Here is a 24,937-nt window from a genome sequence, read left to right as displayed (position 1 = left end):
CTTTCGGTTAACACACACAAAACATTGAAAGAAAGGTTATTGAAGAGAAAATAAAAAAAGATTATCTTTTTCGTCAAATTCTTTTTTTAACGAATTCTGCTTAACAATATATTCACTGTTACTCCCCGCTTTGCCTAAGAGCTTTTATTAGTCGAATGGGTTTTCCATCACGGAAAGCCACTACATCGGCTCGTGGAAACAAAGGGAGGACTTCATCCCGAAGTCCCTTAATATCAGAATAGGAAGAAGATTGACCTATGGTGTAAGTGTATTTTTGGCCATCTGTATCCTCAAAAACGCGATATTCATCTTTTACCATTTGATTTTTAAGGTCGAGTGGTTTGTCCGATTCAGCTACTTTAACTTTATAAACTATTCCTTTTTGTTCTGCACGTTCATCGGAAACATTCAGATAAACATCTCTGCCCAAATCCACAGCTGAAATGCTCAGATAGCGACCGGGATTGTGTCGGATGTCGGCCAGCAAACGGTCCAGATTGGCCGATGCATCCATTAAATTATAATACAATCCCTCATCGGAGAGCAGCAACCCCAAACTTCCTTCGCCGTTTTGGGCCTGCTGAAGCAATGCATTTACAATAAGCAGACTGGAATCAATTTTAACAGCCAGGCTATCCAGATGCATCTCTTTTAGCTGACCACTAAACCGGGCCACGTTCTCCATTGTGACAGCAATATTTTCCTGCTGCTGCGCCAATTCGCCGGTGACGGCATCGATATTATCCAGTGTTTTATTCAACGCCCCCCCATTACCCAGTGAAGCATTGACTGCTGCAGTCGTCTGTTCCAGATTTTGCATCATTGCCCGAAAACTCTTCATCCCTTCTTCCAGGTTTTGATTATTTTCGTCAGAAAAAACACCTGAAAGATTGTTAAGAGTACTGTCCAATTTTACAACCAGGTTCTCCACTTTATTTTTAATGGGGCCAAGTTCGGAGGTGAGGCCACCTTCAATTCCGGTTTTTAAGGTGTCACCGGGTATCAACATCTTCCCGGCACCATCATCGACCAAACGAACAGCCTTTGCCCCCATCAAATCGAAACTGTATATCAGAGCTCGGGTATTCTCATTTAAGGGCATTTCTTTATCCATTGAGAATGCAACCACAAAACGGTCTTCACGTTCGGGATAGAACTGAATTTCCAATACCGAACCCACTTTGTATCCATGATAATGAATGGGACTGGACTCTGTAAGGCCGTCGATTTTGGAGTAAACACCATAATAAACCGTTCCTGAGTCAAAAATATTTTTCCCTTTGAGGAAACTCATTCCCCAGATTAATATGGTCAGGGCAGCAACAACAGTTATTGCAATTTTATACTCTTTCTTTAGCTTTATCATTGGTAATATTTTTTTGATTCGGGTTAAGAAACCGGTCACAACAGGCTGCAAGGAACAGAGCAACCAGTCCATCTAACTGAGTGTTCGTGCAGCAAACAAAATTTAAGGTATTATCCGTTTACCATCCTTAAAACCTACTACAAAACAATCGGGTACCACTTGTTTCACTTTCGGCAACTTTTCAAGAATCTCCTCATGACTCGTTGCCAGACCGGTGGTATATTTATAATAATCGCCTTCCTGATATTCCCAAACCGAATCAAATTGTTTAAAAACCCCCTGATTTGCCTCCAGTTGTTTCTGTGAACTGGCAATCTGAATACGGTATTGAACTGCCGACGAGGAGTTTGATGCCTGCTCATTATCGGTATTACTATTGATTCCCGGGAAAGTACTTCGTGTCACCAATTTGGAATTTATTTTATCAAAATGCTCCTTATAATCCCTGATAGCCCTAAAAATGGCCGATGCCAAATATACTTTTCCGTCCTCAGAATTCATATAGCGTTCTTCATTCCGATTGCTGAGAAAACCAACTTCGACTAAAACGCCGGGCATAGAAGTTTCACGAAGCACCAAAAAACCGGCTTGCTTCACACCTCTGTCGTGACGTCCAACTCTTTCACGAAACTGTTTCTGAACAGCTGATGCAAAACCAATACTTTGATCAAGATATACGTTTTGCATCAATTCGAAAATAATGTACGACTCGGTGGAGTTGGGATCAAAACCTTCGTATTTTGCTTTGTAATCATCCTCCAGTACAATTACGGAGTTTTCTTTTTTTGCAACTTCCAGGTTATCTTCCGAGCGGTGCAGGCCCAGCACAAAAGTTTCCGCGCCATATATCCTGGAGGTGGACATAGAATTGGCATGAATTGACACAAATAAATCGGCATCATTTTCATTAGCAATGACTGCTCTTTCATTCAAAGGAACAAACACATCCTTGTCGCGGGTCATCACGACATTCAACTCCGGCAAATGTTGTTTCAAATAATCACGCACCCTTAAAGCAATGTCCAGAACAATCTCTTTTTCTTTACTGATCCGCCCCACCGCACCGGCATCCTTGCCTCCATGTCCGGGGTCCAAAATAACAGTATTAAGTTTGACGGGCTCCTGATTTTGTGCATTTAAAGAAATTGAACAAACAAAAAACAACACTGCTACAGAAGCAAACAAAAAAGAATTGTGTCGAATATATGATGATAACAGAAAAATATCCATAAGCGAATAATATTATTGCTGATGCAAATTTGCAGCTTTTAAAAACAAATACCATCCCAAAAATAAAAAATATTAAAGGTTCTTTTCAAGTAATAGCCCGTTAAACTTTTGGAAAAACCTCTGAATCAGCTGTTTGTTTTTAAATGTTGTTTTGTGTTAAAGTGCAGTTTTTCAACATCATAGGATTTAACTTAATTCTAATATCTAAAGGTCCATTGTTCAAGATTAGGCCGTCAGATTTTAAGATATCAGTAGCCAGAAAAGATATATAATATTGACATTCTACACATTACACCCACCTTTGGTTATTGTTATTTGATGAGTCCGGTTTAAAAAGCATCTTTATTACCAGACTCATCCCTGTTTAATTATGTCAAAGCTCACTTAATATTTTTTAGCTTGGGCATGAAAGTAATTTAGGCAGTAGTGGGGATTCCAGGCACTGACATACCCAGGGGATTGGTTCAAAAAACTTTTCAAGCCTCAATTTTGACAAAAACATACCTATTTATACTACACTTTTTGATATCACTGGTGACCTGGACGTATATACCCCAAACTTTTTTAGACCAGGCACTCACATTGAACTTTAAAAATCAGGCCGTAGGTAATGATTAAATGCAGATTCACTCGTTCCCCAAAACTTATGAGCCGGGTACGTATTTTGGCTCATCCGATGTATTGGCCTCAATTTTGCTGTAAAAAGCACCTTAAAGACCGTTTTTTACCTTATTTTTGTGCTGATTTTTGGAATGTCAACGTACCATTTTCGACAGTTTAGAAGTATATCTATCTTGATACCACAGCAATACAAATACCATCCTTCTGCATTGACGACCGGAGTTTTTCTGGCCTTGTTCCTTTTATTTCTAATTTCGATAAAAGGTCCGGCTCAGAATTCACTATCGCAAGACAGTCTATCGACCGCCTCTCAGGATACCTTATCACAGGTTCCCGATACGGCACAAACCCGTAAGGCTCGTCCGGCGGTAATCGAAGCAGAAGTGGACTATTCGGCATCGGATTCAGTAAAATTCACCGAAGGAAAAGTATTCTTATATGGTGATGCCAGTGTCAGCTATCAGGATGTATTACTCACCGCCCATCAGATAGAACTGGATCTGGACAGCAGTCTTGCTTATGCCACAGGTCGTATCGACTCCACCGGAACAGAAGTCGGTCTGCCGGTATTTAAAGACCCCAGTGGAGAATACACCATGCGATCGATTCGTTACAATTTTGAAACGGAGAAGGCCATCATTGAACATGTGGTCACCGAGCAAGGTGAAGGTTACGTTGTAAGTCAGCGGGCAAAAAAAATGGAAGACAATGTCTATTGCCTCCGAAACGGGAAATACACCACCTGTAACAACCATGACCACCCTCACTTTTATCTGAATATGACCAAGGCCAAAGTAATACCCGGAAAAAAAATCATTACCGGTCCCGCCTATCTGGTCATCGAAGATGTAACCATGCCCTTTGTGGTTCCTTTTGGTTTTGTCCCCAGCTCATCGACCTATAGTTCAGGTTTCATTCTTCCCTCATACGGAGAGGAGAGCAACCGTGGTTTTTTCCTCCGTGACGGTGGTTATTACTGGGCAGCAAACGATTATTTTGACCTCTCGATGACTGGTGACATATACACAAACGGCTCGTGGGGCTCGCGTCTGTCCTCAAAATACAAATTGAGATACCGGTACTCCGGGAACTTCAACTTTCAGTACATTACCAATATTTCCAGTGAGAAGGAGTTGCCCGATTACAGCAAAAGCACGGATATGTCCATCAACTGGTCGCATAGTCAGGATTCAAAAGCCAACCCGTATAGTCGGTTCTCGGCAAGTGTGAATTTCTCCACCAGTTCATTCGACCGCAACAATGTGGGAAGCATCATTAACCCCCGGCAGCTGGCAACAAACACTAAACGCTCAAGTATTTCTTATTCACGGCAGTTTCCCGGAACTCCTTTTAATTTATCGGCAAATGCCCAGCACTCACAGAACAGCCGTGATACAACCATCGATTTGACCATTCCCAACCTGACGCTTACCATGAACCGGATCTATCCGTTTAAAAGCAAAGATAAGGTTGGATCAAAAGAGAGTTGGTACGAAAAAATCAGTCTGAGTTATACCGGAAATGCCAGCAACCGAATATCTACCAAAGAAAGTGAGTTGATGGAATCCAATCTGGCTCAGGACTGGAAAAACGGAATTCAACATGCAATACCGGTGAGTATGAACTTTAAGTTCCTCCGGCATTTTACCTTCTCCCCCAGTTTCAATTACAAAGAACGCTGGTATTTCAAATCCATAGAAAAGTCTTACGACCAGGAACAACAACGAGTAGTCGTTTCTGATACCACACAGGGCTTTAACCGGGTTTACGACTACAGCTTCAGCGTAGGCACCCAAACAAAATTGTACACGTTTTTTCGCCCCAGTCGCTGGCTTTTTGGAGAGGGCATTCAGGCTATTCGTCACATGATGACTCCTTCTGTGAGTTTCAGCTACAGCCCCGACTTTGGTGACCCCAAATATGGCTATTACGACTGGTTTGAATATTATGATGCCCGCAGAGATGAAATTGTAAGGCACGACTATTCTATCTACGAAGGGTCAATGTATGGCGTTCCTGGTCGGGGAGAATCAGGTTCCATGAGCTTTGGGCTCAACAACAACCTGGAAATGAAAGTGAAAAGCAGGAAAGACAGCACCGGCTTTAAGAAAATACCCATACTGGAGTCTTTAAATCTAAGCACTTCATACAATTTCCTGGCCGACTCTATGAACTGGTCGAGAATTAATATGAGCGGAAGAACCAAAGTGCTCGGTACGGCAGTGAATTTCAATGCACTTTTTGACCCTTACACCATCAAACTGGATGAACGGGGCAATCCAACAAGAGTTAACACTCTGGTTTGGAATGACAAAAAGAGAATCGCCCGTCTGGAGAATGCCAGTCTGAGTTTTGGACTGAATTTCGGCTCCAAAGATTTCCAAAAAGATAAGGACAAACAGAACCAGGAAGGAGATGATTCTGAATTTCCGGATGGTGAAGTCCCGCCCGATAATTTGCCCGGCCAGAATGAAAGACAACAACCAGCCCCCGGAGCTCCTACGCCACAATATGCTCCGTTTTCCATGCCCTGGAACCTTTCGTTGAACTACAATATGAGAATTGTACAGGACAAGTTCAATAAAGAAAAAATGTCGTACGATAAAAAATTTACCGCCGACATCAGTTTAAACGGCAATATTACTCTTACGCCTAAATGGTCCGTCAACTTCAGCACCGGATACAACCTTGACCGCAAAGAAATTTCACATACCAACGTGCGTATCAATCGAGACCTGCATTGCTGGAGCATGAGTTTCAACCTTGTGCCGGTGGGCTCCTATAAATCCTATTTCTTCACCATCGCTGTCAACAGCAGCATGCTTCGCGACCTCAAGTACGAGAAACGCAGTCACCCCCGTGACAACCCGGGGTTTGGTAGTTTTTAGCTGTTAGCTGTTAGCTCGTAGCTCTTAGCTCTTAGCTCGTAGCTCTTAGCTCGTAGCTCGTAGCTCTTAGCTCTTGGCTGTTGGCTCGCAGGAAAAATGGCTTGTAAATTAGGAAACTCATTCGTACATTCGTTCAGAGACTCAATACAAAAAAGACCAGACAAAGAAAATTTCCGAAAGAGTTAAGCTGTTTTTGGAGGCAATAGATTGAACATTAGAAGTTAGAAATTTGAGTTGAAGGAGGACTTCTATAGCTCAGGACAAGAAACACTAAACTCAGAACACAATCCCCACACTTACCCCCTAACCTCCTGAAAGGGGAACCCCGACCCACAAAACTCAAAATTCAAAAATCGGAACTCAAAACTCGGAACATGAAAAAGATCATTTCCACCCCAAACGCACCACAAGCCATCGGGCCATACAGTCAGGCCGTAGTTGCCGGCAACCTGATTTTCATTTCAGGGCAGGTTCCCATCGATCCCGAAACCGGAAAACTTATTATTAACGACATCACCGCTCAAACAGAGCAGGTCATGAAAAATCTGGAAGCTATTCTCACCGAAGCAGGGTGTTCATTCGAAAACGTAGTTAAAACCACCTGCCTACTCAGCGATATCAGTAATTTCAAGGCTATGAACGAAGTTTACGGGAAATACTTCCCAAAAAATCCTCCTGCACGGGCTGCTTTTGCCGTTAAAGACCTTCCTTTGGGTGCTTTGGTGGAAATTGAGGCAGTGGCGGTGAAATAAGCTCTGAAAATTTACAAGCCACCAATAATTCCCAATCACTCTATCCCTTTTCTGAAGCTTCCTCCTTTCATCTATGAGGCATCCATATAATAAAGTCAATTTAAAGTCATAGTAAAGTCAACATAAAGTCAAATTAAATTCAATTAAAAATGAGTTTAATTTGACTTTATTCCTTTTTTACAATAAATTGAATACGATAATAATATGGGTTTGTTTTATTATTGATATAGGGCAAATGCGAAGCCCCCCTGGGTTATACCCAAAAAAACTCAAAGTGATGGCACAATTTAAACAAGGATTAACGGGAACCGGAAAAGGCATGATTGGAAACCTGATCATGTATGAAATGTTTGGTAAGACCTACGTGCGCTCAAGGCCGACATCTTACAAAGACCGCAAATCTCTCAAACAACTGATACAACGTCAAAAGATAACATTAACGCACAATCTGCTGCGTCATCTCTCTCCCCTTTTACGTATTACCATGAAGAACATCTCCACCGGTCGGTCGGCTTACCATACAGCTGTGTCCATAAACATGAAAGAGGCGATTGATGGCATATTTCCTGACCAATACATCCATCCACACAAGGTCGTATTTAGCAAAGGCGACCTGACGCCTCCCACCCGTGTAAATACCCAGAGAACTGATAAAGGTATATTCTTGGAATGGTCTACCGACAACAATTCTGAAGGGTTGAACAGTTCATCGGACAAATTAATCTGGTGCATGAAGGATTTAGAAAACACTTTCTTTTCTGATTTTGAAATAACATCAGTCAACCGAAAAGAAGGACAATATCTATTGCCAAAAAGGATGACACCGGAACATGGCCACGTCTGGATAATGTTTCGAAGTGCTGACGAGATGAAAATCAGTGATACTAAGTGGGCAGGCCATTTGTAGAGAAACAAAAAGCCTGGAACCAGGGCACGTAAACAAAGTAATATCAGATGCATACCCCGTATCTACGTAAGATTCACTTTTCAAAGACTATTATTTTTTCCCTTACCGGTTCCCCGCAATACTTGGATTTGCGGGTACCTTTACCATACTATTGTATTTAAATCATTGCAAATAATCCAATTTTTTAGTAAATTAATAATTTAAGACTATGGCTATGGAAGAAAATGTACAAAATCCGCAAAATTCAAAAATCTCCTCAATGAAGAAGTGGATGATTGCACTGGGGATATTATTTTTTCTGGCACTCACTTTAATGATTGTATTTATTTTCCGCGGAGGACGGCTCAACAGTGAAAATCAAAACTTACAAGAAGAAAAAACAGTGTTAACAGAAAAGAACCAGCAACTTCTTAACGAAAAGAACACATATCAGGAAGAAGTCTCGGTTCTAGAAGTTGAGATAGATACACTTAATACCCGTTTTGAGAGACAGCTTGCCCAAAAAGAGACCCAGCTCTCTTCGCTCCAGAATCAAAGTCGTATGTTGAACCAGCTCAGAAACCGAATAACAAAATACCAGGAAATGGAAGGGGAGTTTGAAGACCGGAAAAAGCAACACTCCATGCTCCAGACAGATGCAGATAGTATCAGAAAAAAAGTTGAAAACCTGTTGGCAGAAATGGAATTGCTTAGGGACAGTGTTGAGGTTTCACGAGGCCTTAAAGCTTATAATATTAGTCCCTTAACTAAATGGGAACGCTGGTTGTGGGCCGATCGATATAATATATCACGTGCCCAAAGGGTTGATGAAACAACCATTACTTTCGAAATTGCCGGCACCCCTTTTACAAGAAACGGAAACAGAATGGTTTATCTGAGAATGATTGACCCGTCAGGTTCTGTATTGTACGCCTCTGAGGATTCCTTTGAAATTGATAAGACCGGAACTCAAAAATCATATACGAAAGCAAAGGAAATAGAATTTACGGGTCAAGATCTGCCCATGACTTTTAATGTTGAACACAAGAACGGCTTAAAGCCCGGAAAATACGAAATTGAAATATATATCGACGGGAAATTGACTAAGAGTGGACAAATGAATCTTGAATAACAAAATTCTTTTCTTATTCGTTCTCACACGGTTACTTCACAAACCCACTCATGATTACAAAGTAATTCGAACCCTCTCACTATCTTACGCAAAAAAAACGCCATCCTAAAACAGGATGGCTTTTTTTGCGGAGAGTGAGGGATTCGAACCCTCGAAACCCTTTTGAGGTTTACACACTTTCCAGGCGTGCGCCTTCGACCACTCGGCCAACTCTCCTAAAATACTGCACGGGAGGAGAGACTCGAACTCCCGACACCTGGTTTTGGAGACCAGTGCTCTACCAACTGAGCTACACCCGTGTATTTTAGCTTTTGTGCGGTGCAAAAATAGTTTTTTTGCACCATACAACCCAACGTTTAGGAGGTTATTTTTCAAGATAATTTCAAGATTTTGACAATCAACTTTTTTAACCATGAATAATTATTTTTTTTTGAACTGTATCTTCCCCTTAAACGTTTTATTGTGGAAGAAACGAAGGTGAATAGGTCATTTTTTCAAATTTTGCTTGCAATTTTTTCATTAAGGCATTTGTTTTGCTGAATATACCGTATTATTTTCGCTGACTTTTGCTGTGATAGGATAAATCATATCAACCATTGAAGTTCACAATGCAGTATATTTAGGAAATTAAGGGAAAAAATCCGTTGCCTAATAAAAATTTAGTCATACATAACAACAGACCATTAGATTTTTAGATAATAGAATTAAGAAAAATCGTATAATGTTGAAATTCTGCATTTTAACACAAAACAACTTTTAGATGTAGACAGCTGATTCAGAGGCTTTTGAAAAAGCTCAACGGACTATTAACAAAAAAAGAAAACAATAATCCATAAACACAATAAGATGAATCTAAGAAAACTCATTTTACCCTTCTCTCTGGTCCTGGTCATTGCGGCCTGTAATCCGCTGAAACAAGTACAGGGGTACCAGACAAGCATTGAACAAGCTTATGAAACAAAAGATTATCCGGGTGTTTTAACGGCTTACAATCAGCTTGACAAATACCACTCCTCAAAAGGAAGCAAAATTAAACCGGAATATCTGAAAAAAGCTGGTCATGCAGCAATGGAGATGGAAAACTATGAAAAGGCGGAAGAAATCCTCCTTAAAAGCATAGCTTTAACGGATGATATTGAGTCGGTCGAAATGTTGGCCAGTATTTATCAGCAAACCGGTAAAACAGACAAGGAATATCATCTCTGGACCAAATATGCGGACCAGATAAAATCGGAGGAAAAAAAAGCTGAAGTATCGCAAAAACTCTTTGCCATTGAAATGCAACGCAAAGAGTACGAGAAAGCACTTGACAGAGCAAAAAAAATGCCTTCCTTATCGGATCCCCGCTTTATGTTTATGCGCGTGGAAGCTCTGGATGCCACAGGAAAAGAGGAAGAAGCCCGGGAAGTTTGTAATAATCTGCTGGAAAAAACCCAGATTTTAAACCGGCCATGGAATGGAAAGCCATCGACATTGTTGAACGGGCAGAGAATTGGTACAAAGCAGAAATGGCAAAATACAACAAAGACCAGAACTATACGGCATACGTCTATTTGAAGAGAGAATTGAAGAAAATTTCGTCCATGTTCCGCGAAAGCAGAGAACTTTTTGAAAAGTTGCATGAAGACGATCCGGATAACCAGCAGTATATCAAATATCTGAAAAATATTTACCTACGACTGGATATGAAAGGGGAAGCTTCCAAAATGGATATGTTGCTGGAAAATCAACGATAGAGATATGTAAAATTGAGGTTAGAAGGATAGAAGGATAGAAGGTAGAAGGTTAGAAGGTAGAAGGGTGGAAGGTAGAAGGGTGGAAGATGGAAGCTAGAGGTTAGAGGCTGGAAATTAGACGTTAGAAGTTAGAGAATGGAAGCTGGAAATTAGAGAATAAAGGTTGGAGATTGGGGGGATAGAAAATAGTTTCTTTAAATCATAAGTGACAAAACCCAGGATAAGCAAAAAGGCTGTTGTGATGACGATCACAACAGCCTTTTTGCTTAGGGATTGTGCCGAAATAACTTGCCGCTTTAGACTTGTTCTTTTGCCCTTTAACTTCCTTGAAAATCCTTTAAATAGCTCGCTATTCGCAGTATTTTCAAGTAGGTAAAGAACAAGATAACTTCGTTAAATCTGTCAATTTATTTCGTTACAAACCCTTAGAAACAGAATAAGCTCCTACCCTAATCCGTAATCTTTTCCGTAATTTTCCACCACAAAGTCAATATCCTTGTCCCCGCGCCCGCTCAGATTCACCAATACGGATTTACGAGGGTCTTTTTGAGCCAGTTTAAAAGCATAAGCAACGGCATGAGCGCTCTCCAGAGCCGGAATAATTCCCTCGAACCTGCTTAGCTCAAAAAAAGCGTCAATGGCCTCCTTATCGTTCACCATATCATAATTGACGCGTTTCATATCTCGGAGCATGCTATGCTCCGGTCCAACTCCCGGATAGTCCAGTCCGCTGGCAACAGAATACACAGGACTGGGGTTTCCTTCTTCATCCTGAAGCAGGTAACATTTAAAACCATGTATTATTCCCGGTTTTCCCTGCACCATCGTTGCAGCGTGATCACCAGTTTTCATAGAGCGACCACCTGGCTCTACCCCGAACAAATCCACTTCTTCGTCGTTCATGAAACCCGAAAACATTCCCATTGCATTACTTCCCCCTCCAACACAAGCTACCACACTGTCGGGCAATTCACCTGTCATTTCCTGAAACTGCTCCCGGGCTTCGATACCCACAACATGTTGAAAATCGCGAACCATCATTGGGAAAGGATGCGGTCCAACAACAGAACCAATACAGTAAATAGAATTGACAGGATCCTTGACATAAGCTTCAAAAGCTGAATCTACAGCCTCCTTCAGGGTTTTCAATCCCTTGGAAACCGGCACAACCTTTGCCCCCAGAATATCCATACGAACCACATTGGGATGTTCTTTGGCAATATCGACCTCTCCCATGTGAATTTCGCATTCCAGACCGAAATAAGCTGCAGCAGTTGCCAGGGCCACACCATGCTGACCGGCACCGGTTTCGGCTATCAGCTTTTTCTTACCCAAATACTTGGCAAGCAAAGCCTCTCCCATACAGTGGTTTAGTTTGTGAGCACCACTATGATTGAGATCTTCCCGTTTTAAATAAATTCGACCGCCATATTTTTCAGACAATCTGTTGCAATAATAAACCGGAGTTGGTCGCCCCTGGTAGTGTTTTCTGATACTTCGGAGCTCGGAAATAAAATTATGTGATTTACTGATGGCGTAATAGGCATCGGTAATCTTTCTCATTTCCGTTTCAAGGGCGGGAGGCAGAAAGGCGCCACCATACTCTTTGTAAAATCCCTCTTTATCGGGAAATTTTTTAAAATAATTTTCTGGCATGATGATGATATTAGATTGTTTAACTCTTATATTCTGTTTATGGTTTTAAAAACATAACTATACTTAATTGGAGATTACTGAAAAAGTCAGCAGTCCCACTTTTTATTTCATTTCATTGCTCTTTTTGGCATCGCCCCAAAAAGAACCAAAAAAGGCTAGTCCGCTTAAACCTATCACCCCTCGAAAACCAAAATTTCCGGCCATTGCGCAAGGCCATGAAATTCGCCCATTTTGGTTTCCCGCCAACCGCCGGCCCGGAAAGCGGACAGGCCACCGCGTCTTTGAACAGTACATCTCATTTTATCCCAGAAGGAATTTTTCAGAATGAAATCTTTTTTGGCAAATATTTTAATCCAGCTTAAAAACAAAAAAACCGCAGGTGGTAAAGCCTGCGGTTCCTTTGTTTTATATCGTTGCACAAAATGACAGCTTGTTCCACCTGTTAAAAGTCAAGTTGGCGCCACCAAATATGTAAATGCATGTTGTTCATATTACTGTTTGTTATCAAAACGATGTGCAAGATATTAATTTGTTTTAAAAATGCAAAATTATGTTGCTGATTTATTAAAACTCGGGAGCTTCAACCAATTCAAATTCAGGATTTGGACCACTCTTCACACACTTAAAGTTGAAGGTATAAAGACCTCTGCTCAGGTCGTTTTCATAAGTCTCAACAGTAATAATGTAATGAACATCCACTCCATTCACCTGGGCTGTTGCATCCGGATATTTCTCCATCAACATCACTTCAACCGCCTCCGTTAGTCGCTCATAAGTAAGGGCAACAGCATCTTCGGTGGAAAGTCCTTCGAATCCGGGAACATTTTTCTCGGTTCTGTTAGACAGGCGCAAGTCGAAGTTTTCATAATAAGCGTCTGCTCCGAAATAGTATTCTCCGGTTTTGTAACTGTTCAGATAATCGGCCCCACCATCAATCTCTGTTTTCACATAATCAACAATAAGCTGATAATCAGGAGTTGTCATGGTAAACACAACAGTCGGGTCGAATACCCACTTGGATCCGTTGTGTACAAACTGCTCGCTACGTTCCACAATTCTGGCACTATTCTGCCATTCGGTACCATTAAAAACATACTCGGAAGCAAGAGAAAAGGTAACTCTATTGGAATAATATTTAAATACTACAATCAACTGTTCTCCTTCCTGAGCGTATGGTCTGTTTATACTCAAGAATACTGGCAGATACTCTTCCGGAGAAACAGACGAAGAAAAATTATCATGATTTCCTGGTTCTCCCATCGAGTCATAATCATCAACAGACAGCACATAAACACCATCTTCAAAATCATCCTCCACAATCTGATGCCATTCGCCTCCATCCTTCATAAAGAACTCATCAAAGTAAGTATACTTGGGCTTTTTGGCATCTTTGGTTTCCACGCTGAGCCAATCCACTTCCCAGGTAGCAGCACCAGAGGTCGTTGATCGGTAGCGAAATGCAATATGAATCGATTCACCTTTAAATTCAACAAGGTCAATTTCTTCTGACTCAACAAATGACCAACCAGTACCAGCAGGCTTGGTTTCAATAGTCATTTCTGTCCAGGTTGCTGTAGTTACATCAGCTCCATCAAAATCGTTGCTAACCATAATCTGAATGTTCTCATAATTATCCAGATAGTTCACAGCCTGACGAACTACAAAATAAGCGGTTTCGTATTCTGACAAATCAATTTCCGGAGATATGAGCCAGTCTTCATTTTCCTGTGCACCACCGGAATAACCGCTCACAATGGCGTATTGATCATCATTATATGAAGCACTCCTCCATTGTTGGTCTCCTGAAACACTTACAGAAGAAAAATCACCCAATGACCCGTTGAAGTCTTCTCTGAAAATCAACGGAGATACATCCCCCAGTTCTTCGGGGTTCATATCGGAAACACGATAAGAAGCATACGCAATAGAACCATCAGGGCTATCTGCGAATTCTCCTTCCAGAAGGCCGGACATGTAATTTTCAGGAGGATAAGCCGGAGAGAAAGCTTTAAGTTTACCCAAAGATGTCTCGGCACCGGCATAATCGGCAGAATCCAGTTTGTAAGTCAATTCATAATCGCCGATATAATCAGGATTTCCCTGCATAAAATTATAATTCACAATAGCTCTGGAATCCTTGTTCAAAGCCACAAAAGTTTCCCCTAAAAAGGAAGGGATAAAATCAGCGGCGGGATATTGCTCATTAAAAGCCAGATTATCACCGATAAAATCGGAAGCATCAGAATTGCCCAGCTTTCCCGCTATGGTGGATAAAGTGCTATAGTCGTCATCAGCAAGTGTCACTGAAATGTCTTCACTATAAGCCCCCTGCTCTTTGTCGAGTTCTTCGTAGGTATCTTCCAGTGGCTCACAGCTCCACAAAAGAAACATCGAAGACGCCAGAATATATAATAGTTTTTTCATAATAATCTTTTCTTTAAAGAAGTTTTAGAATTTGATTTTCAAACCGGTTGACCAGGTCGTTCCAAAGCCGTAATAAACCAATGCAGTGCTTGCATTATGGTCGTATCCATCTCTGGCATCAGCAATGTATTCGGCATTAAGCAAATTGTTTACATTACCATAAACAGATGCTTCCAGTGTACCAATGTGAAAATCATACTTCATGTTCATATCCAAAGTCACAAAGTCAGGCAACTGCCACGAATCTTCCTTGACTCCCTCGGTAGTCCTGTTGGTGGGATCAAATTCAGCAAAGTTCTTACCGTAGTAATTAGCATCTGCACCAACTTTAAATCCGGGAAATGCTTCATAATCCACGCGTAAAGAAGAGGTTATCTGTGCAGAGTTTCCAACATGAACACCACCAATGTATGCATAATATTCGCCAAGCAATTGATTGTTGTCATCAAACAAAGAGAAATTCACGTCATCTTCCCAGGTCCAGTCACCCCATGAGAACATTCCTTTAATATTTAATTCGGGAAGAGGTTTCCAGAAAATTTCGGATTCTATACCGGTATGCAAGGCGTTAATGCCGGGGATATTAGCAGTTTCTCCAACAAATGATCTCACAAGACCTTTGTCTTTCCAGTTGGTCCAGTAACCATTGATACGAGCCCGGAAATTAGGCAAAGAGAAACCGTAACCAAGGTCAAATGAGAGCACTTGCTCATATTTGGCACCATCATTTACTTCATTGGTATAATTCAGAAAAATAGTGGAAAAATAAGGCGCACGGGTAAAGTAACCACCGTTTACAAAGAAATTATGCTCCTCGGTAAGGTTATAATTGGCTCCGACCTTCACACTCCAGGGGTTGAAATGCACCCAATCAGATTTCTGGTCACCGGGAGCATATTGAAAATAGTCGATACGCTGATAACTTTTCTGAGATACGGCAGCAGTCAAAAACGCCGAATAATTGGTACCAATATACTCAGCCTGACTAAACAAGCCACCCCATGCTACCACACCATCGTTGTGATAAGCATATTTGTCACCTTCTTTCAGAGGCGTACCTGCAGGACGGTTTTTATTTAAATCGTCAAGAAAATATTCCCCACCAAGCAAATCGGTAACTTCCTTATAGTGTTCACCAATATAGTAACGACCATCGAAACCACCGGTAAGGTTGATGTTCCCCAACTCCTTGTTTATAGTGGAAAGAAGACCATACCATTGGTGCTGGTTAATGCTCATGCCCACAACCGCCTGGGAACCTGTCATTGATTCCGCATTTCTGCGGGCAGCTTCCTCAAAATCGAGCAATCCGTCAGGAGTCTGAAGGGTCATCGATGTAGGTTTTCCGGTATCGTAATCAATATTGAGCCAATCCCCATTCTCACCATCTACACGGCGACCACCTCCCTGAGAGATTGAAGCGTAGAGGGCGGTAGAAAGAATAGTGCTGGAGTTGATATTCCAGTAGTGATTCATAGAAAGCTGAGGTTTGTGATACTCGTTGTAACCATATCCACCGCCATAAACTTCTCCGTCGCGAATACCATAGGAAAGGTTTCTGCGATTACCATCGGCATCGTCACGGTAAGCCTGTATCAAAGAAGCAGTTCCTCGTTGATTATGCCATTGAGGAGCGCCGAAAGCCGTAAAGGAAATACGATGTTGATCGTTGATGATTTTTGACACATTCATAAAGTAGGTCCAGGAATCAAAATTGGTTCCATTGATGTAACCATTGCCATAAGTATGCCCACCCATCAGTGAAACAGCCCAGTTATTGTCCATCAACCCTGTTGAAGCAGAAAAAGTTTGCTTGCGATAACCATCATTACCCACTCCGGTGTACACAGAACCACCTTTTGACACATCTGTACTGTTGGTCAGGATGTTGATGGTACCACCAACAGAACTCAATGCAAGCTTAGAAGCACCTAGTCCGCGCTGCACCTGCATGGTTTTGGTAACATCGGATAAACCTGACCAGTTGGACCAGTAAACCTGACCGTTTTCCATATCATTCACAGGCACGCCGTTGATTAAAACGCCGATGTTATTGGTATCGAATCCGCGCAGATAAATCCGGGAATCACCAAACCCTCCACTACCGCGTGTGGCATATACAGAAGGTGTAGATTTCAGAATCTGCGGAAATTCCAAAGAACCTAACTTCTCGTCAATGGTAGCAGGTTGGATGGTTGACAAAGCAACCGGTGTCTCTTTGTCACGGGCAAAAGAGGTTAATACAAGCACTTCGTTAAGTCCTACTGTACTTGATTCCAACTCAACAACGCCCAGGTCAAGCGTTTCTAAGTTTCCGGGATTGATAGATTTGGTGAAATCCACATATCCCAGGTAGGCAAACAGCAACGTCTGCTGTTCCGGTTTCACGGAAAGTTTAAATGATCCGTTCAGATTGGTTACCGTACCCTGACTGGTACCCTGTACCACGACTGCCGCTCCGATAAGGGCTTCGCGGGTTTCTTTGTCAATGACCTTACCTGTTACAGTAACCTGGCCATTTAGCCCTGCTGATACAAACAGCAGTAAAGCCATCAGGAATAAAAAACTTGATTTTCTCATAAGTAACAAAACATGTTAAAGGTTGCTTTTTACGTTTTATTTAGGTGTTTAAATCAATATTGTTCAATTATTTAGGCAGTAAAGGACAATAATCAATTAAGGATTTTTCACATTCTTATACAATGATAATCCTCATTTCTGCATACAAAAATGCGAAAAACCGACCAAATGGTCGGTATGTTTTTTATTAATATTGTGTTAATTCCATATTAGGGGTGTAGTATTGTTGATAATACTCTAAAGAGTGTGAAAAAATTAATTCTGAGAAACGCCATCCCAGTACATGTCAAAGACCATTCGAAAACGCTCCTCATAGCATTGTTTTGGAGCAGAAAAGCTTAAAAAATAGTTAGCTGCTGCACGTGTGAAAGAGAAATCAAAAAACGTAATCATCTCGGGCGGATAAGCTTTCAGCATTCCCATATCCACCTTTTTCATTGTATTTTCTAACGGGCCTCTGAGGGTTTCATCCACTTTGCCCACCACCTTTTTGATATATGGGCTGGTTTCAAAAATTACGATGTAGTTAAACTTATCGGGATGAGTAATAAACCACTTCACAATAGCACCAAACACATTAAACGAGTATTCCCGGGCCGATTCTCCTCCATATTCTGTTACACACTCCTTTTCGATTTCAAACATCAGTGTTTTATACAATTCCACTATCAAATCTTCCTTGCTCTCAAAATAGTGATAAAAGGTGCCTTTAGCAATACCGGCTTTGGCTACCACCTCGTTTACAGAAGCGGAAAAGCCACGTTTTACAAAGAGCCGGGTGGCTTGTTTGCAGATGTTTTCTTTGGTACAGGTTTTTGCCATCGGTTTGTTTCTGTTTGGGGTAAAAATAAAGAATTGGATGTTAGGAAACCCAATCAGATATAAATTTAGTAATTTGTTAACAATAAAGAAAAGGCTGGAAGTTGGAGGTTGGAAGCTGGAAGGGGGATTTCGATTGGATGCATTTTAGCGTCATCGGGTTTAAATTTTTAAATGAATCCTGATTTTAAAGATTCAGAGGAATCAAATTCACCCGGAGGGAGTTTCTGCGAGTACCTACTCAGAAAAAAAAATCGCTCCGTGAATTCACGAAACGATTTTCTCTCTAACAGATTCAAAAGTCATTATTTTTCCAATTCTTTCCAAACAAGGGCACTGGCACCAACAATAGCGGCATCACCCAATTTGAGTTTGGAGGGCAGAATCTTAATCTTATCTTTAAAAATAGGAAGTAAGTGACGATTCATGCTCTCATAAGTAGGCTTGAAGATATAGTCGCCGGCAGCAGTAGGACCTCCAAAAAGGAAGATCGCTTCAGGAGCAAGATGATGAACCGTATCTGCCAAACCCTGTCCGAGATACTCACCGGTTTTCTCAAATACCTGAAGAGCTATTTTGTCGCCCTTCTCGGCAGCATCATAAATCATTTTTGATGTTAAATCGTTAAACGATTTGGCTGCCAGTATGCTGTCTTCGGCATTGTAATGGGCCATCAACTCGAAGGCAGTACGCTTCATGCCGGGAGCAGAACAATATGCCTCCAGGTGTCCAAGAGCGCCACAACCACAAACTCTTCCACCGGGAATTAAGGTTGTATGACCACACTCACCGGCAAATCCGTCGTGTCCGTAAACCAAATCACCGTTTACAATAATGCCGCTTCCCACACCGGTACCCAGTGTGTACATCACAAAATTTTTCATGTCTTTGGCACCACCATAAACCATTTCACCGATAGCCGCTGCGTTTGCATCGTTGGTTAACGCAATGGCATAATTATCAGGAAAGTGTTTTTTCAACTCATCCACCAGATGTACCACACCCTTAAAGGATAAATTCGGGGCATATTCGATGGTTCCGTTGTAATAGTTTCCATTGGGTGCTCCCACGCCAATTCCCAGAATTTCGGAATCCTTGTTCATCAGCGTTAAAGAACTAATCAGCTCTTTTATTTCAGATGAAAGATCCGCCATATATTTGTCAAAATCTCCGTGTTTGGGTGTGTCAATGGAACGGCTGATCATTACGTTTCCGTCCTGATCCACAGCACCAATTACTGAATTGGTACCTCCGATATCAATTCCTATTGCAATTTTCTTCATAGGTATAATTTTTTAGAACTTGTATAACTCATTGAATATTAAAAAAAGCCGGAAGGCATTATTCTTCCGGCCTTAATATTTCTATTCTTCAGTTTTAGGAGGTGCGAATGGCATGCCCCTTCACTGCATAAAAGAAAATATAGATGTAACAGAATGCAGGTACAACAAATGCCCAGGTATAACCAACAGAGTCAGCAATGACACCCATAAGTGGCGGAATAACCGCACCACCAACAACCAATGAATTAATGATACCAGAGGCAGATGCCATTTCGTCTCCATCAAGGTCTTTAACGGCCAGTGAGAAAATGTTGGGGAACATAATAGAGTTGAACAAACCAATGGAGATGATTGTCCACAACGCCACTTCACCGGTTGTAAATGTGGTAATAAGTGAAAGAGCTGCTGCAACCAATGCAAATACAGCAAGAGTACGGGCAGCTTTTCCTCTACCCAACTGCATAATCAGGAAGTTGACCAAAGCAATAATGGCGAATATTTGTCCGGCCCCAAAATTCCATGTAGCTATGGAAAAACCTACAGATGTATCAGCAGTAACAAACGCTCCGGAAACCAAGGCCAATACCAGAACACCGGCTACCATCATATATTTTCTGGCTTTACTCTTTATTTCGGAGAACATGATGGCCCCAAAGAATCGACCAACCATGGCACCCCCCCAATAAATAGCTGCATAAGTAGAGGCTACCTCAGGATCAATACCTCCGGAAAATCTTAGATAATTTACAATCAAACCGGCATTACCCACCTCGGCACCTACATAGGCAAAAATACCAAAGGCTCCCAGAATAACATGGGGGTATTTCCAGACACTCTTTCTTTCACCCTCTTTTTTGTTACTGGTAAGAACGGGAAGCTTAATCATAAATAAAATCACTGCCACCGCAATAACAATAATCGCCATTGTGATAAAAGGAAACGGTACGCGCTCTGCAGCAGCTAAACCATGTTCGGGAGTCATTAAAGACTCATCGGCAGGCAATCCCAGTCCTCTGAAAATGGCAACAGCAATAATCCAGGGAGCAATCATCGTTGCCACTGAATTCAACGCCTGAGTAAGATTCAAACGGCTTGAGGAAGAACTCTCTGGCCCCAGGGCTGTAACATAAGGATTGGCAGCAACCTGAAGAAAAACAACTCCTGCAGCCAAAATAAATGTAGCAATCAGAAACATTGGAAATGAAGGAATTCTGGCAGCAGGCCAAAAAAGAAAACTTCCTATTCCCATCAAAAGCAAGCCAAGAATTACAGTCCACTTATATCCAATTCTTGAAACCAGCTTTCCTGATGGAATCGATAAAATAGGATAAGTAATAAAGAATGCTGAAGATAACAACTGGGCGGTCCACTCCGGCAAATCAAAAATAGCCTTTACAGGCGCCGTCATTGTAATGATAAATGTAGTGGCAAAGCCAAAAATAAAGAAGACGGCACCGAAAACACCCATGCCCAGTCCGTAGTTACTGTTTTTCTGTTCCATAAGTTTTATTAAATTTTTTGTGTGTGTGATTTAATCAAATGCAATAATACCGCAAATTTGCATTTTTTACAAAACTTAACAGCACTAAATTCAGGGTACACTAATCTTCAGGATACCTGTAACAATACCATAAACCATCTCTATTGATGACACTTAACACGCTTTCCATAAAAAAAATATTTTTTCATCCTTCTTCATATTTGCCTTTTATTGTGGCTTATACCAATTCTTGTTTTAGATTTTAGATACAATAGTCCGTTAAAAAAAGCCTAAACGCAGAGACGCGATGACGCAAAGTTTTTATTTCCAGAGAGTTAACCTCAATACATTTTGTTTCTTAAGTGGTTTATTTGCAGGTATTTAAGAAGGTTTAACGAAGTGTTGAGATATATTTTATCCAAAAATCACTTCAAAAAAAGGTGCATTTTCCCAAACCGGAAAATGCACCCTTCAATTTTTCTGTAAAATCTAACAACAATTATTCTACTTCCTCACCATATTCATAATCCACTTCAATTTGTGAATATGGCATGGAATAAAAGCTCTGGTTCTCAAAAATCAGTTCCACCTCTTCGATGTTCTCAACCTGCAAGGGCTCCAGACGGAAACTCATTATCCCTCTGTAAATATCTACCATTTCATCGTCTCGCGCATCATGCCTTACCTGAAGATAAACCTTGGAAACATCGTCGGTTTGTTCATCCGGATCCTTCACCACATTAATGTAATGCACTTCACCATCCCCGTAAAACTGAAAGTCAATATTCAGGAAATCGCCACTGACCCATACCTCATTGATGTAAATCTGGTCTTCACCGATGGTATCACGATTTTCCTCGTTCAACTCAATTACATCTTTGAGTTTCACTTCCTGAACGCTATAAACATCCACCAGATAATCGTATTCCGAATTCTCCTTATTTCGCTCACTCACTGAATACTGAATCATTACCCGCTGCTCCTCCTCAAAATCAAAATTCATGGGATATGAATCCAACTCAAGCAACCACTCAGAATCGGTTAACACCCTGACTTGATCAGAAGCTCCAATTTTCACAATTCCCATTTCCAAATAACGAGCAGGCGTGGAATCCTGATCGTCATCAAAACATGAGGTAAAACTGACTCCAAAAAACAGTGCAATAGATACTGCAAAAAGAAACTTTTTCATAACTCTCTCCTCTAAAAATTAAAATAAAAATGATTCAACTCTATAATGCATTTTTTCAAATGCATCTTCAGAAGAAAGATGAAAAAGAGAAAAGAAGGTTGCGTGCAACCCAAATTATTTTTCTATGTAAGTCAATTCCAGTTCAAGCACTCGTGGGGTGAAATCCTGGCGTGTCCAAAGGCTTGAAGAAATAAAAACCCAGGCTTTGGAATTGTAGGTCATGTGTTGGACAGCTAAATCAAGACCTGTAAAAATACCGTTATAAACGTCAACGTCCCCCACCGTATAAACCAACGGTTCCGGATTTTCATAATTTGTCCGGTCAAAATAAATGCCCGGAGTGTCGGTGGAATCACGCCCAATCTGATAATAAACATACCGAAGTCCTACTTTCTTCCCAACCGTAACAGAATCTCCTGTCCCCTCACGAAGCTCAAAAAATGCATACCCCAATGAATCCAGATAATTAAAATGTGTTCCTTGCTTGGCAAGGGTATCCTCCACTATCTCCAGATACTCTTTCAACAGATCCTGTTCATCCTGGATCATTTTTTTTGTATTGATCCGATATCCTTCGTCACAGGCATTCATAAAAACACTTCCGGCAATGATGCTAACAAATATCAGCAGATTTTGAACGTTTCGCTTCATGGATTTATTTCTTATTTTAATAATTCGCAAATTAACTTATTTTCTATTAATACCACAACTCTACCTAAATACGATTTTTAGGATAAAAATAAGGCCAAGAATAATCTGACGTTTAAGGCTGTCAGCCTATTTTCCTTCAACCCCATTGTGAACGGGAAGCACTTCATGCAACCGACTAATTTTTCACCTCAGTTACCAAAACATCGTAGAAGATAATGGCCCGCGCGGGAATTTCATCATCATCACCAACCAACCCGTGTGCCAGATGGGGTGGCATTATAAAACGGGCACGGCTGTCTTTTCTGAGCAACAAAATCCCCTCTTCCAGGCCTGATTCTACACCTCCGCGGCCCACCAAAAATTCTCTGGGGCCACGCTCTTTGGAAGTATAACAAACAGTACCGTCCAACAATTGTATTTGATAATCAATCTTTACTTTTTGCCCCGATTTTATCAGCGGCCCTTCTCCCGGCTCATCGATTATATACCAAAGGCCGGTACCGGTTGTTTTCATATCCAGATCCAGCGAATCCAGATAAGTTTTAATCTTATTCTGTTCGCGGGATACCAGCGAGCGATTAATATTAATATAGGTCTCAAGTGGTATATCAGTACTTTTCCTATTTTCACTTTTGTTTTGCGACCCCGAACAACTGCTGATGAGCATCATGGAAAACAAAACCAGTATTTTTGGAATTATTGGAAAAAATCTCATCTGTTTTTTATTTTTTGTACAAATTCCGGCAGGGTATCTTTGAATTTTTTTATGGCTTCATCAAGGGTTCCTTTCCATTCTCCACCGGCTGCATTGGCATGACCTCCACCCGAAAAAAACTGCTGAGAATAAATATTTACCGGCATATCGTCTCTGGACCTGAATGAAATCTTCACAAACTTATCCTTTTCCTTCTCGGTAAACATTGCGGAAATCTCCATCCCCTTGATTCCCAACGGATAATTCACAAACCCTTCGGTATCTCCCGGCTGATAACCATGTTTTTCCAGTTCATCAAGCGATAAGGAGATAAAAGCTGTGCCAGACTCTTCCATCAGTTCCAGTTTGTTACAAAGAACGTGCCCAAGAAGACGCATTCGCCCTAAAGAATTGCTCTGAAAAAGCTCCTTGTGAATCTTGCTCTTATCGATTCCTTTGGTTACCAGATCGGCCACAGCCAGATAAGTAGGAGGATTGGAAGAATTGTAACTTAGCACTCCGGTGTCGGTGATAATACCGGCATACAGGCATTCAGCAGCTTTCATTTCAATAAGGGGATTCCATTCCAGTGCATTCATCAGATGATAAGACAATTCGCAGGTGGATGAAACCGACACTTCACTAAACATCACATCAGCAACGCCATCAACCGGATCGGGATGATGATCAATCATGACCCTGCGTGCGGAAAGACCCGATAAATCGGCGGCCATATCCCCCGTCCGTTTCACATCATTAAAATCCAGAAACATCAGTAAATCTGCCTGCGAAAGAAAAGTTTTGGCTTTTTCACGGTCTTTCTCGTGTACCATTATTTCAGGGGTTCCATGCATCCATCGTAGATTCTCGGGCACATCATCAGGGACTATCACAGTGGCATTTTTCCCTTTTCCTCTGAGCACATTCCACCACCCCAGAATACTACCGATGGCATCACCATCTGAATTCTTGTGAGGAATCAAAATTATTGAAGAGGCATTATCAATCAACTCCCTGAGCCGGGATAAATGTTCGTTGTTAAAATCCATTGGTCTTTGTTCAACTTAAAACGCAAAGGTAATAAATTACCGTCCTTCCCGAAAAATTACTATTTTTATTGTCAACAGTCCGTTAAAAAAGGCCTAAACGCAGAGACGCAACGACGCAAAGTTTTTATTATCAGAGAGTTGAGCAACAATTCCGCAAGATTGTAACCAATTTGTAATCAGGCATTTGAAAAAGTTTAACGGAATATTGTATTGTAAAACCCACATCTATGAAAAAAGGAACCTTTACACTTACCATGATTAAACCTGTGGCCGTTAAAGAGCACCATGTAGGTGATATTCTCGCCCACATCGAACATGCGGGCTTTCGAATCATTGCCCTCAAAATGACCCAGATGCCTAAAGAAAAAGCGGAAGTGTTTTATGGAGAACATAAAGACAAACCATTTTTCAATAAACTGGTGACATTCATGAAATCGGGCCTGTAGTAGCTGCCATACTGGAAAAAGAAAATGCCGTAGCCGATTTCAGAAAATTAAT

The 24,937-nt window shown here is 41.2% G+C and carries 19 protein-coding genes and 2 tRNA genes; 7 read left to right on the top strand and 14 right to left on the bottom strand.

The features are described from left to right. Positions 1–118: 118 nt before the first annotated feature. Both QZZ43_RS04700 and QZZ43_RS04695 read right to left on the bottom strand, forming a co-directional pair. Entirely contained in the window at positions 119–1,366 is a 1,248-nt protein-coding gene (locus QZZ43_RS04700; RefSeq protein WP_291856744.1) for an MlaD family protein, read from the bottom strand. A gap of 102 nt (positions 1,367–1,468) precedes the next feature. Further along, positions 1,469–2,596 (bottom strand): N-acetylmuramoyl-L-alanine amidase, encoded by a 1,128-nt coding sequence (locus QZZ43_RS04695; RefSeq protein WP_291856742.1) that lies wholly within the window; start codon positions 2,594–2,596, stop codon positions 1,469–1,471. Positions 2,597–3,390: 794 nt separating this feature from the next. On the opposite strand from QZZ43_RS04695, the gene QZZ43_RS04690 reads away from it, so the two are divergent. From QZZ43_RS04690 to QZZ43_RS04675, 4 genes are all read left to right on the top strand, one after another. After that, a complete protein-coding gene (locus QZZ43_RS04690) occupies positions 3,391–6,105 on the top strand; it encodes a putative LPS assembly protein LptD (protein ID WP_291856740.1) in 2,715 nt (904 codons plus the stop codon). 374 nt (positions 6,106–6,479) lie between these two features. Beyond that, complete coding sequence (locus QZZ43_RS04685) at positions 6,480–6,857, top strand: RidA family protein (RefSeq protein WP_291856738.1); 378 nt, start codon at positions 6,480–6,482, stop codon at positions 6,855–6,857. Positions 6,858–7,134: 277 nt separating this feature from the next. Continuing rightward, on the top strand, positions 7,135–7,764 hold the full coding sequence (locus QZZ43_RS04680; protein WP_291856736.1) for a DUF6266 family protein: 630 nt from the start codon (positions 7,135–7,137) through the stop codon (positions 7,762–7,764). Between the two features lie 259 nt (positions 7,765–8,023). Next, on the top strand, positions 8,024–8,875 hold the full coding sequence (locus tag QZZ43_RS04675) for a hypothetical protein (RefSeq protein ID WP_291856735.1): 852 nt from the start codon (positions 8,024–8,026) through the stop codon (positions 8,873–8,875). Positions 8,876–9,003: 128 nt separating this feature from the next. On the opposite strand, the gene QZZ43_RS04670 is transcribed toward QZZ43_RS04675, so the two are convergent. After that, positions 9,004–9,091, bottom strand: a tRNA-Ser gene (locus QZZ43_RS04670). Between the two features lie 10 nt (positions 9,092–9,101). Further along, positions 9,102–9,174, bottom strand: a tRNA-Trp gene (locus QZZ43_RS04665). A 547-nt stretch (positions 9,175–9,721) separates the two neighbouring features. Here QZZ43_RS04665 and QZZ43_RS04660 point away from each other — a divergent pair. Continuing rightward, a complete protein-coding gene (locus tag QZZ43_RS04660; protein ID WP_291856733.1) occupies positions 9,722–10,432 on the top strand; it encodes a hypothetical protein in 711 nt (236 codons plus the stop codon). Between the two features lie 26 nt (positions 10,433–10,458). Continuing rightward, entirely contained in the window at positions 10,459–10,611 is a 153-nt protein-coding gene (locus QZZ43_RS04655) for a hypothetical protein (RefSeq protein WP_291856731.1), read from the top strand. A gap of 444 nt (positions 10,612–11,055) precedes the next feature. Here QZZ43_RS04655 and trpB read toward each other — a convergent pair whose 3' ends face one another. The 10 genes from trpB to QZZ43_RS04605 form a co-directional block, all read right to left on the bottom strand. Continuing rightward, positions 11,056–12,267, bottom strand: coding sequence for a tryptophan synthase subunit beta (trpB, locus tag QZZ43_RS04650; protein WP_291856729.1), 1,212 nt, complete (start codon positions 12,265–12,267; stop codon positions 11,056–11,058). Positions 12,268–12,831: 564 nt separating this feature from the next. Next, the gene (locus tag QZZ43_RS04645; protein WP_291856727.1) at positions 12,832–14,691 is read right to left on the bottom strand and encodes a choice-of-anchor J domain-containing protein; all 1,860 of its coding nucleotides are present in this window, start codon (positions 14,689–14,691) and stop codon (positions 12,832–12,834) included. A gap of 24 nt (positions 14,692–14,715) precedes the next feature. Then, positions 14,716–17,271, bottom strand: coding sequence for a TonB-dependent receptor (locus QZZ43_RS04640; protein WP_291856725.1), 2,556 nt, complete (start codon positions 17,269–17,271; stop codon positions 14,716–14,718). Positions 17,272–17,526: 255 nt separating this feature from the next. Beyond that, positions 17,527–18,093, bottom strand: a complete 567-nt coding sequence (locus QZZ43_RS04635) for a TetR/AcrR family transcriptional regulator (RefSeq protein WP_291856723.1) — start codon at positions 18,091–18,093, stop codon at positions 17,527–17,529. 302 nt (positions 18,094–18,395) lie between these two features. Then, positions 18,396–19,373, bottom strand: coding sequence for an ROK family protein (locus QZZ43_RS04630; RefSeq protein WP_291856721.1), 978 nt, complete (start codon positions 19,371–19,373; stop codon positions 18,396–18,398). Between the two features lie 94 nt (positions 19,374–19,467). Further along, positions 19,468–20,874: an MFS transporter gene (locus QZZ43_RS04625; protein WP_291856720.1), complete on the bottom strand. Its 1,407-nt coding sequence runs from the start codon at positions 20,872–20,874 to the stop codon at positions 19,468–19,470. Positions 20,875–21,352: 478 nt separating this feature from the next. Then, entirely contained in the window at positions 21,353–22,045 is a 693-nt protein-coding gene (locus QZZ43_RS04620) for a NigD-like C-terminal domain-containing protein (protein WP_291856718.1), read from the bottom strand. 114 nt (positions 22,046–22,159) lie between these two features. Further along, complete coding sequence (locus tag QZZ43_RS04615) at positions 22,160–22,696, bottom strand: hypothetical protein (protein ID WP_291856716.1); 537 nt, start codon at positions 22,694–22,696, stop codon at positions 22,160–22,162. 175 nt (positions 22,697–22,871) lie between these two features. Further along, the gene (locus QZZ43_RS04610; protein WP_291856715.1) at positions 22,872–23,411 is read right to left on the bottom strand and encodes an FKBP-type peptidyl-prolyl cis-trans isomerase; all 540 of its coding nucleotides are present in this window, start codon (positions 23,409–23,411) and stop codon (positions 22,872–22,874) included. Further along, positions 23,408–24,439: a DHH family phosphoesterase gene (locus tag QZZ43_RS04605; RefSeq protein WP_291856713.1), complete on the bottom strand. Its 1,032-nt coding sequence runs from the start codon at positions 24,437–24,439 to the stop codon at positions 23,408–23,410. The genes QZZ43_RS04610 and QZZ43_RS04605 overlap by 4 nt, the downstream gene beginning before the upstream one ends. Before the next feature lie 227 nt (positions 24,440–24,666). Here QZZ43_RS04605 and QZZ43_RS04600 point away from each other — a divergent pair, with 227 nt between their 5' ends. Continuing rightward, the gene (locus QZZ43_RS04600) at positions 24,667–24,885 is read left to right on the top strand and encodes a nucleoside-diphosphate kinase (protein ID WP_291856711.1); all 219 of its coding nucleotides are present in this window, start codon (positions 24,667–24,669) and stop codon (positions 24,883–24,885) included. Positions 24,886–24,937 lie beyond the last annotated feature (52 nt).

It is taken from the genome of Marinilabilia sp., assembly GCF_016278715.1.
In the GTDB taxonomy this organism is placed as follows: Bacteria; Bacteroidota; Bacteroidia; order Bacteroidales; family Marinilabiliaceae; genus Marinilabilia.
This window is presented reverse-complemented; position numbering and strand designations above follow the sequence as displayed.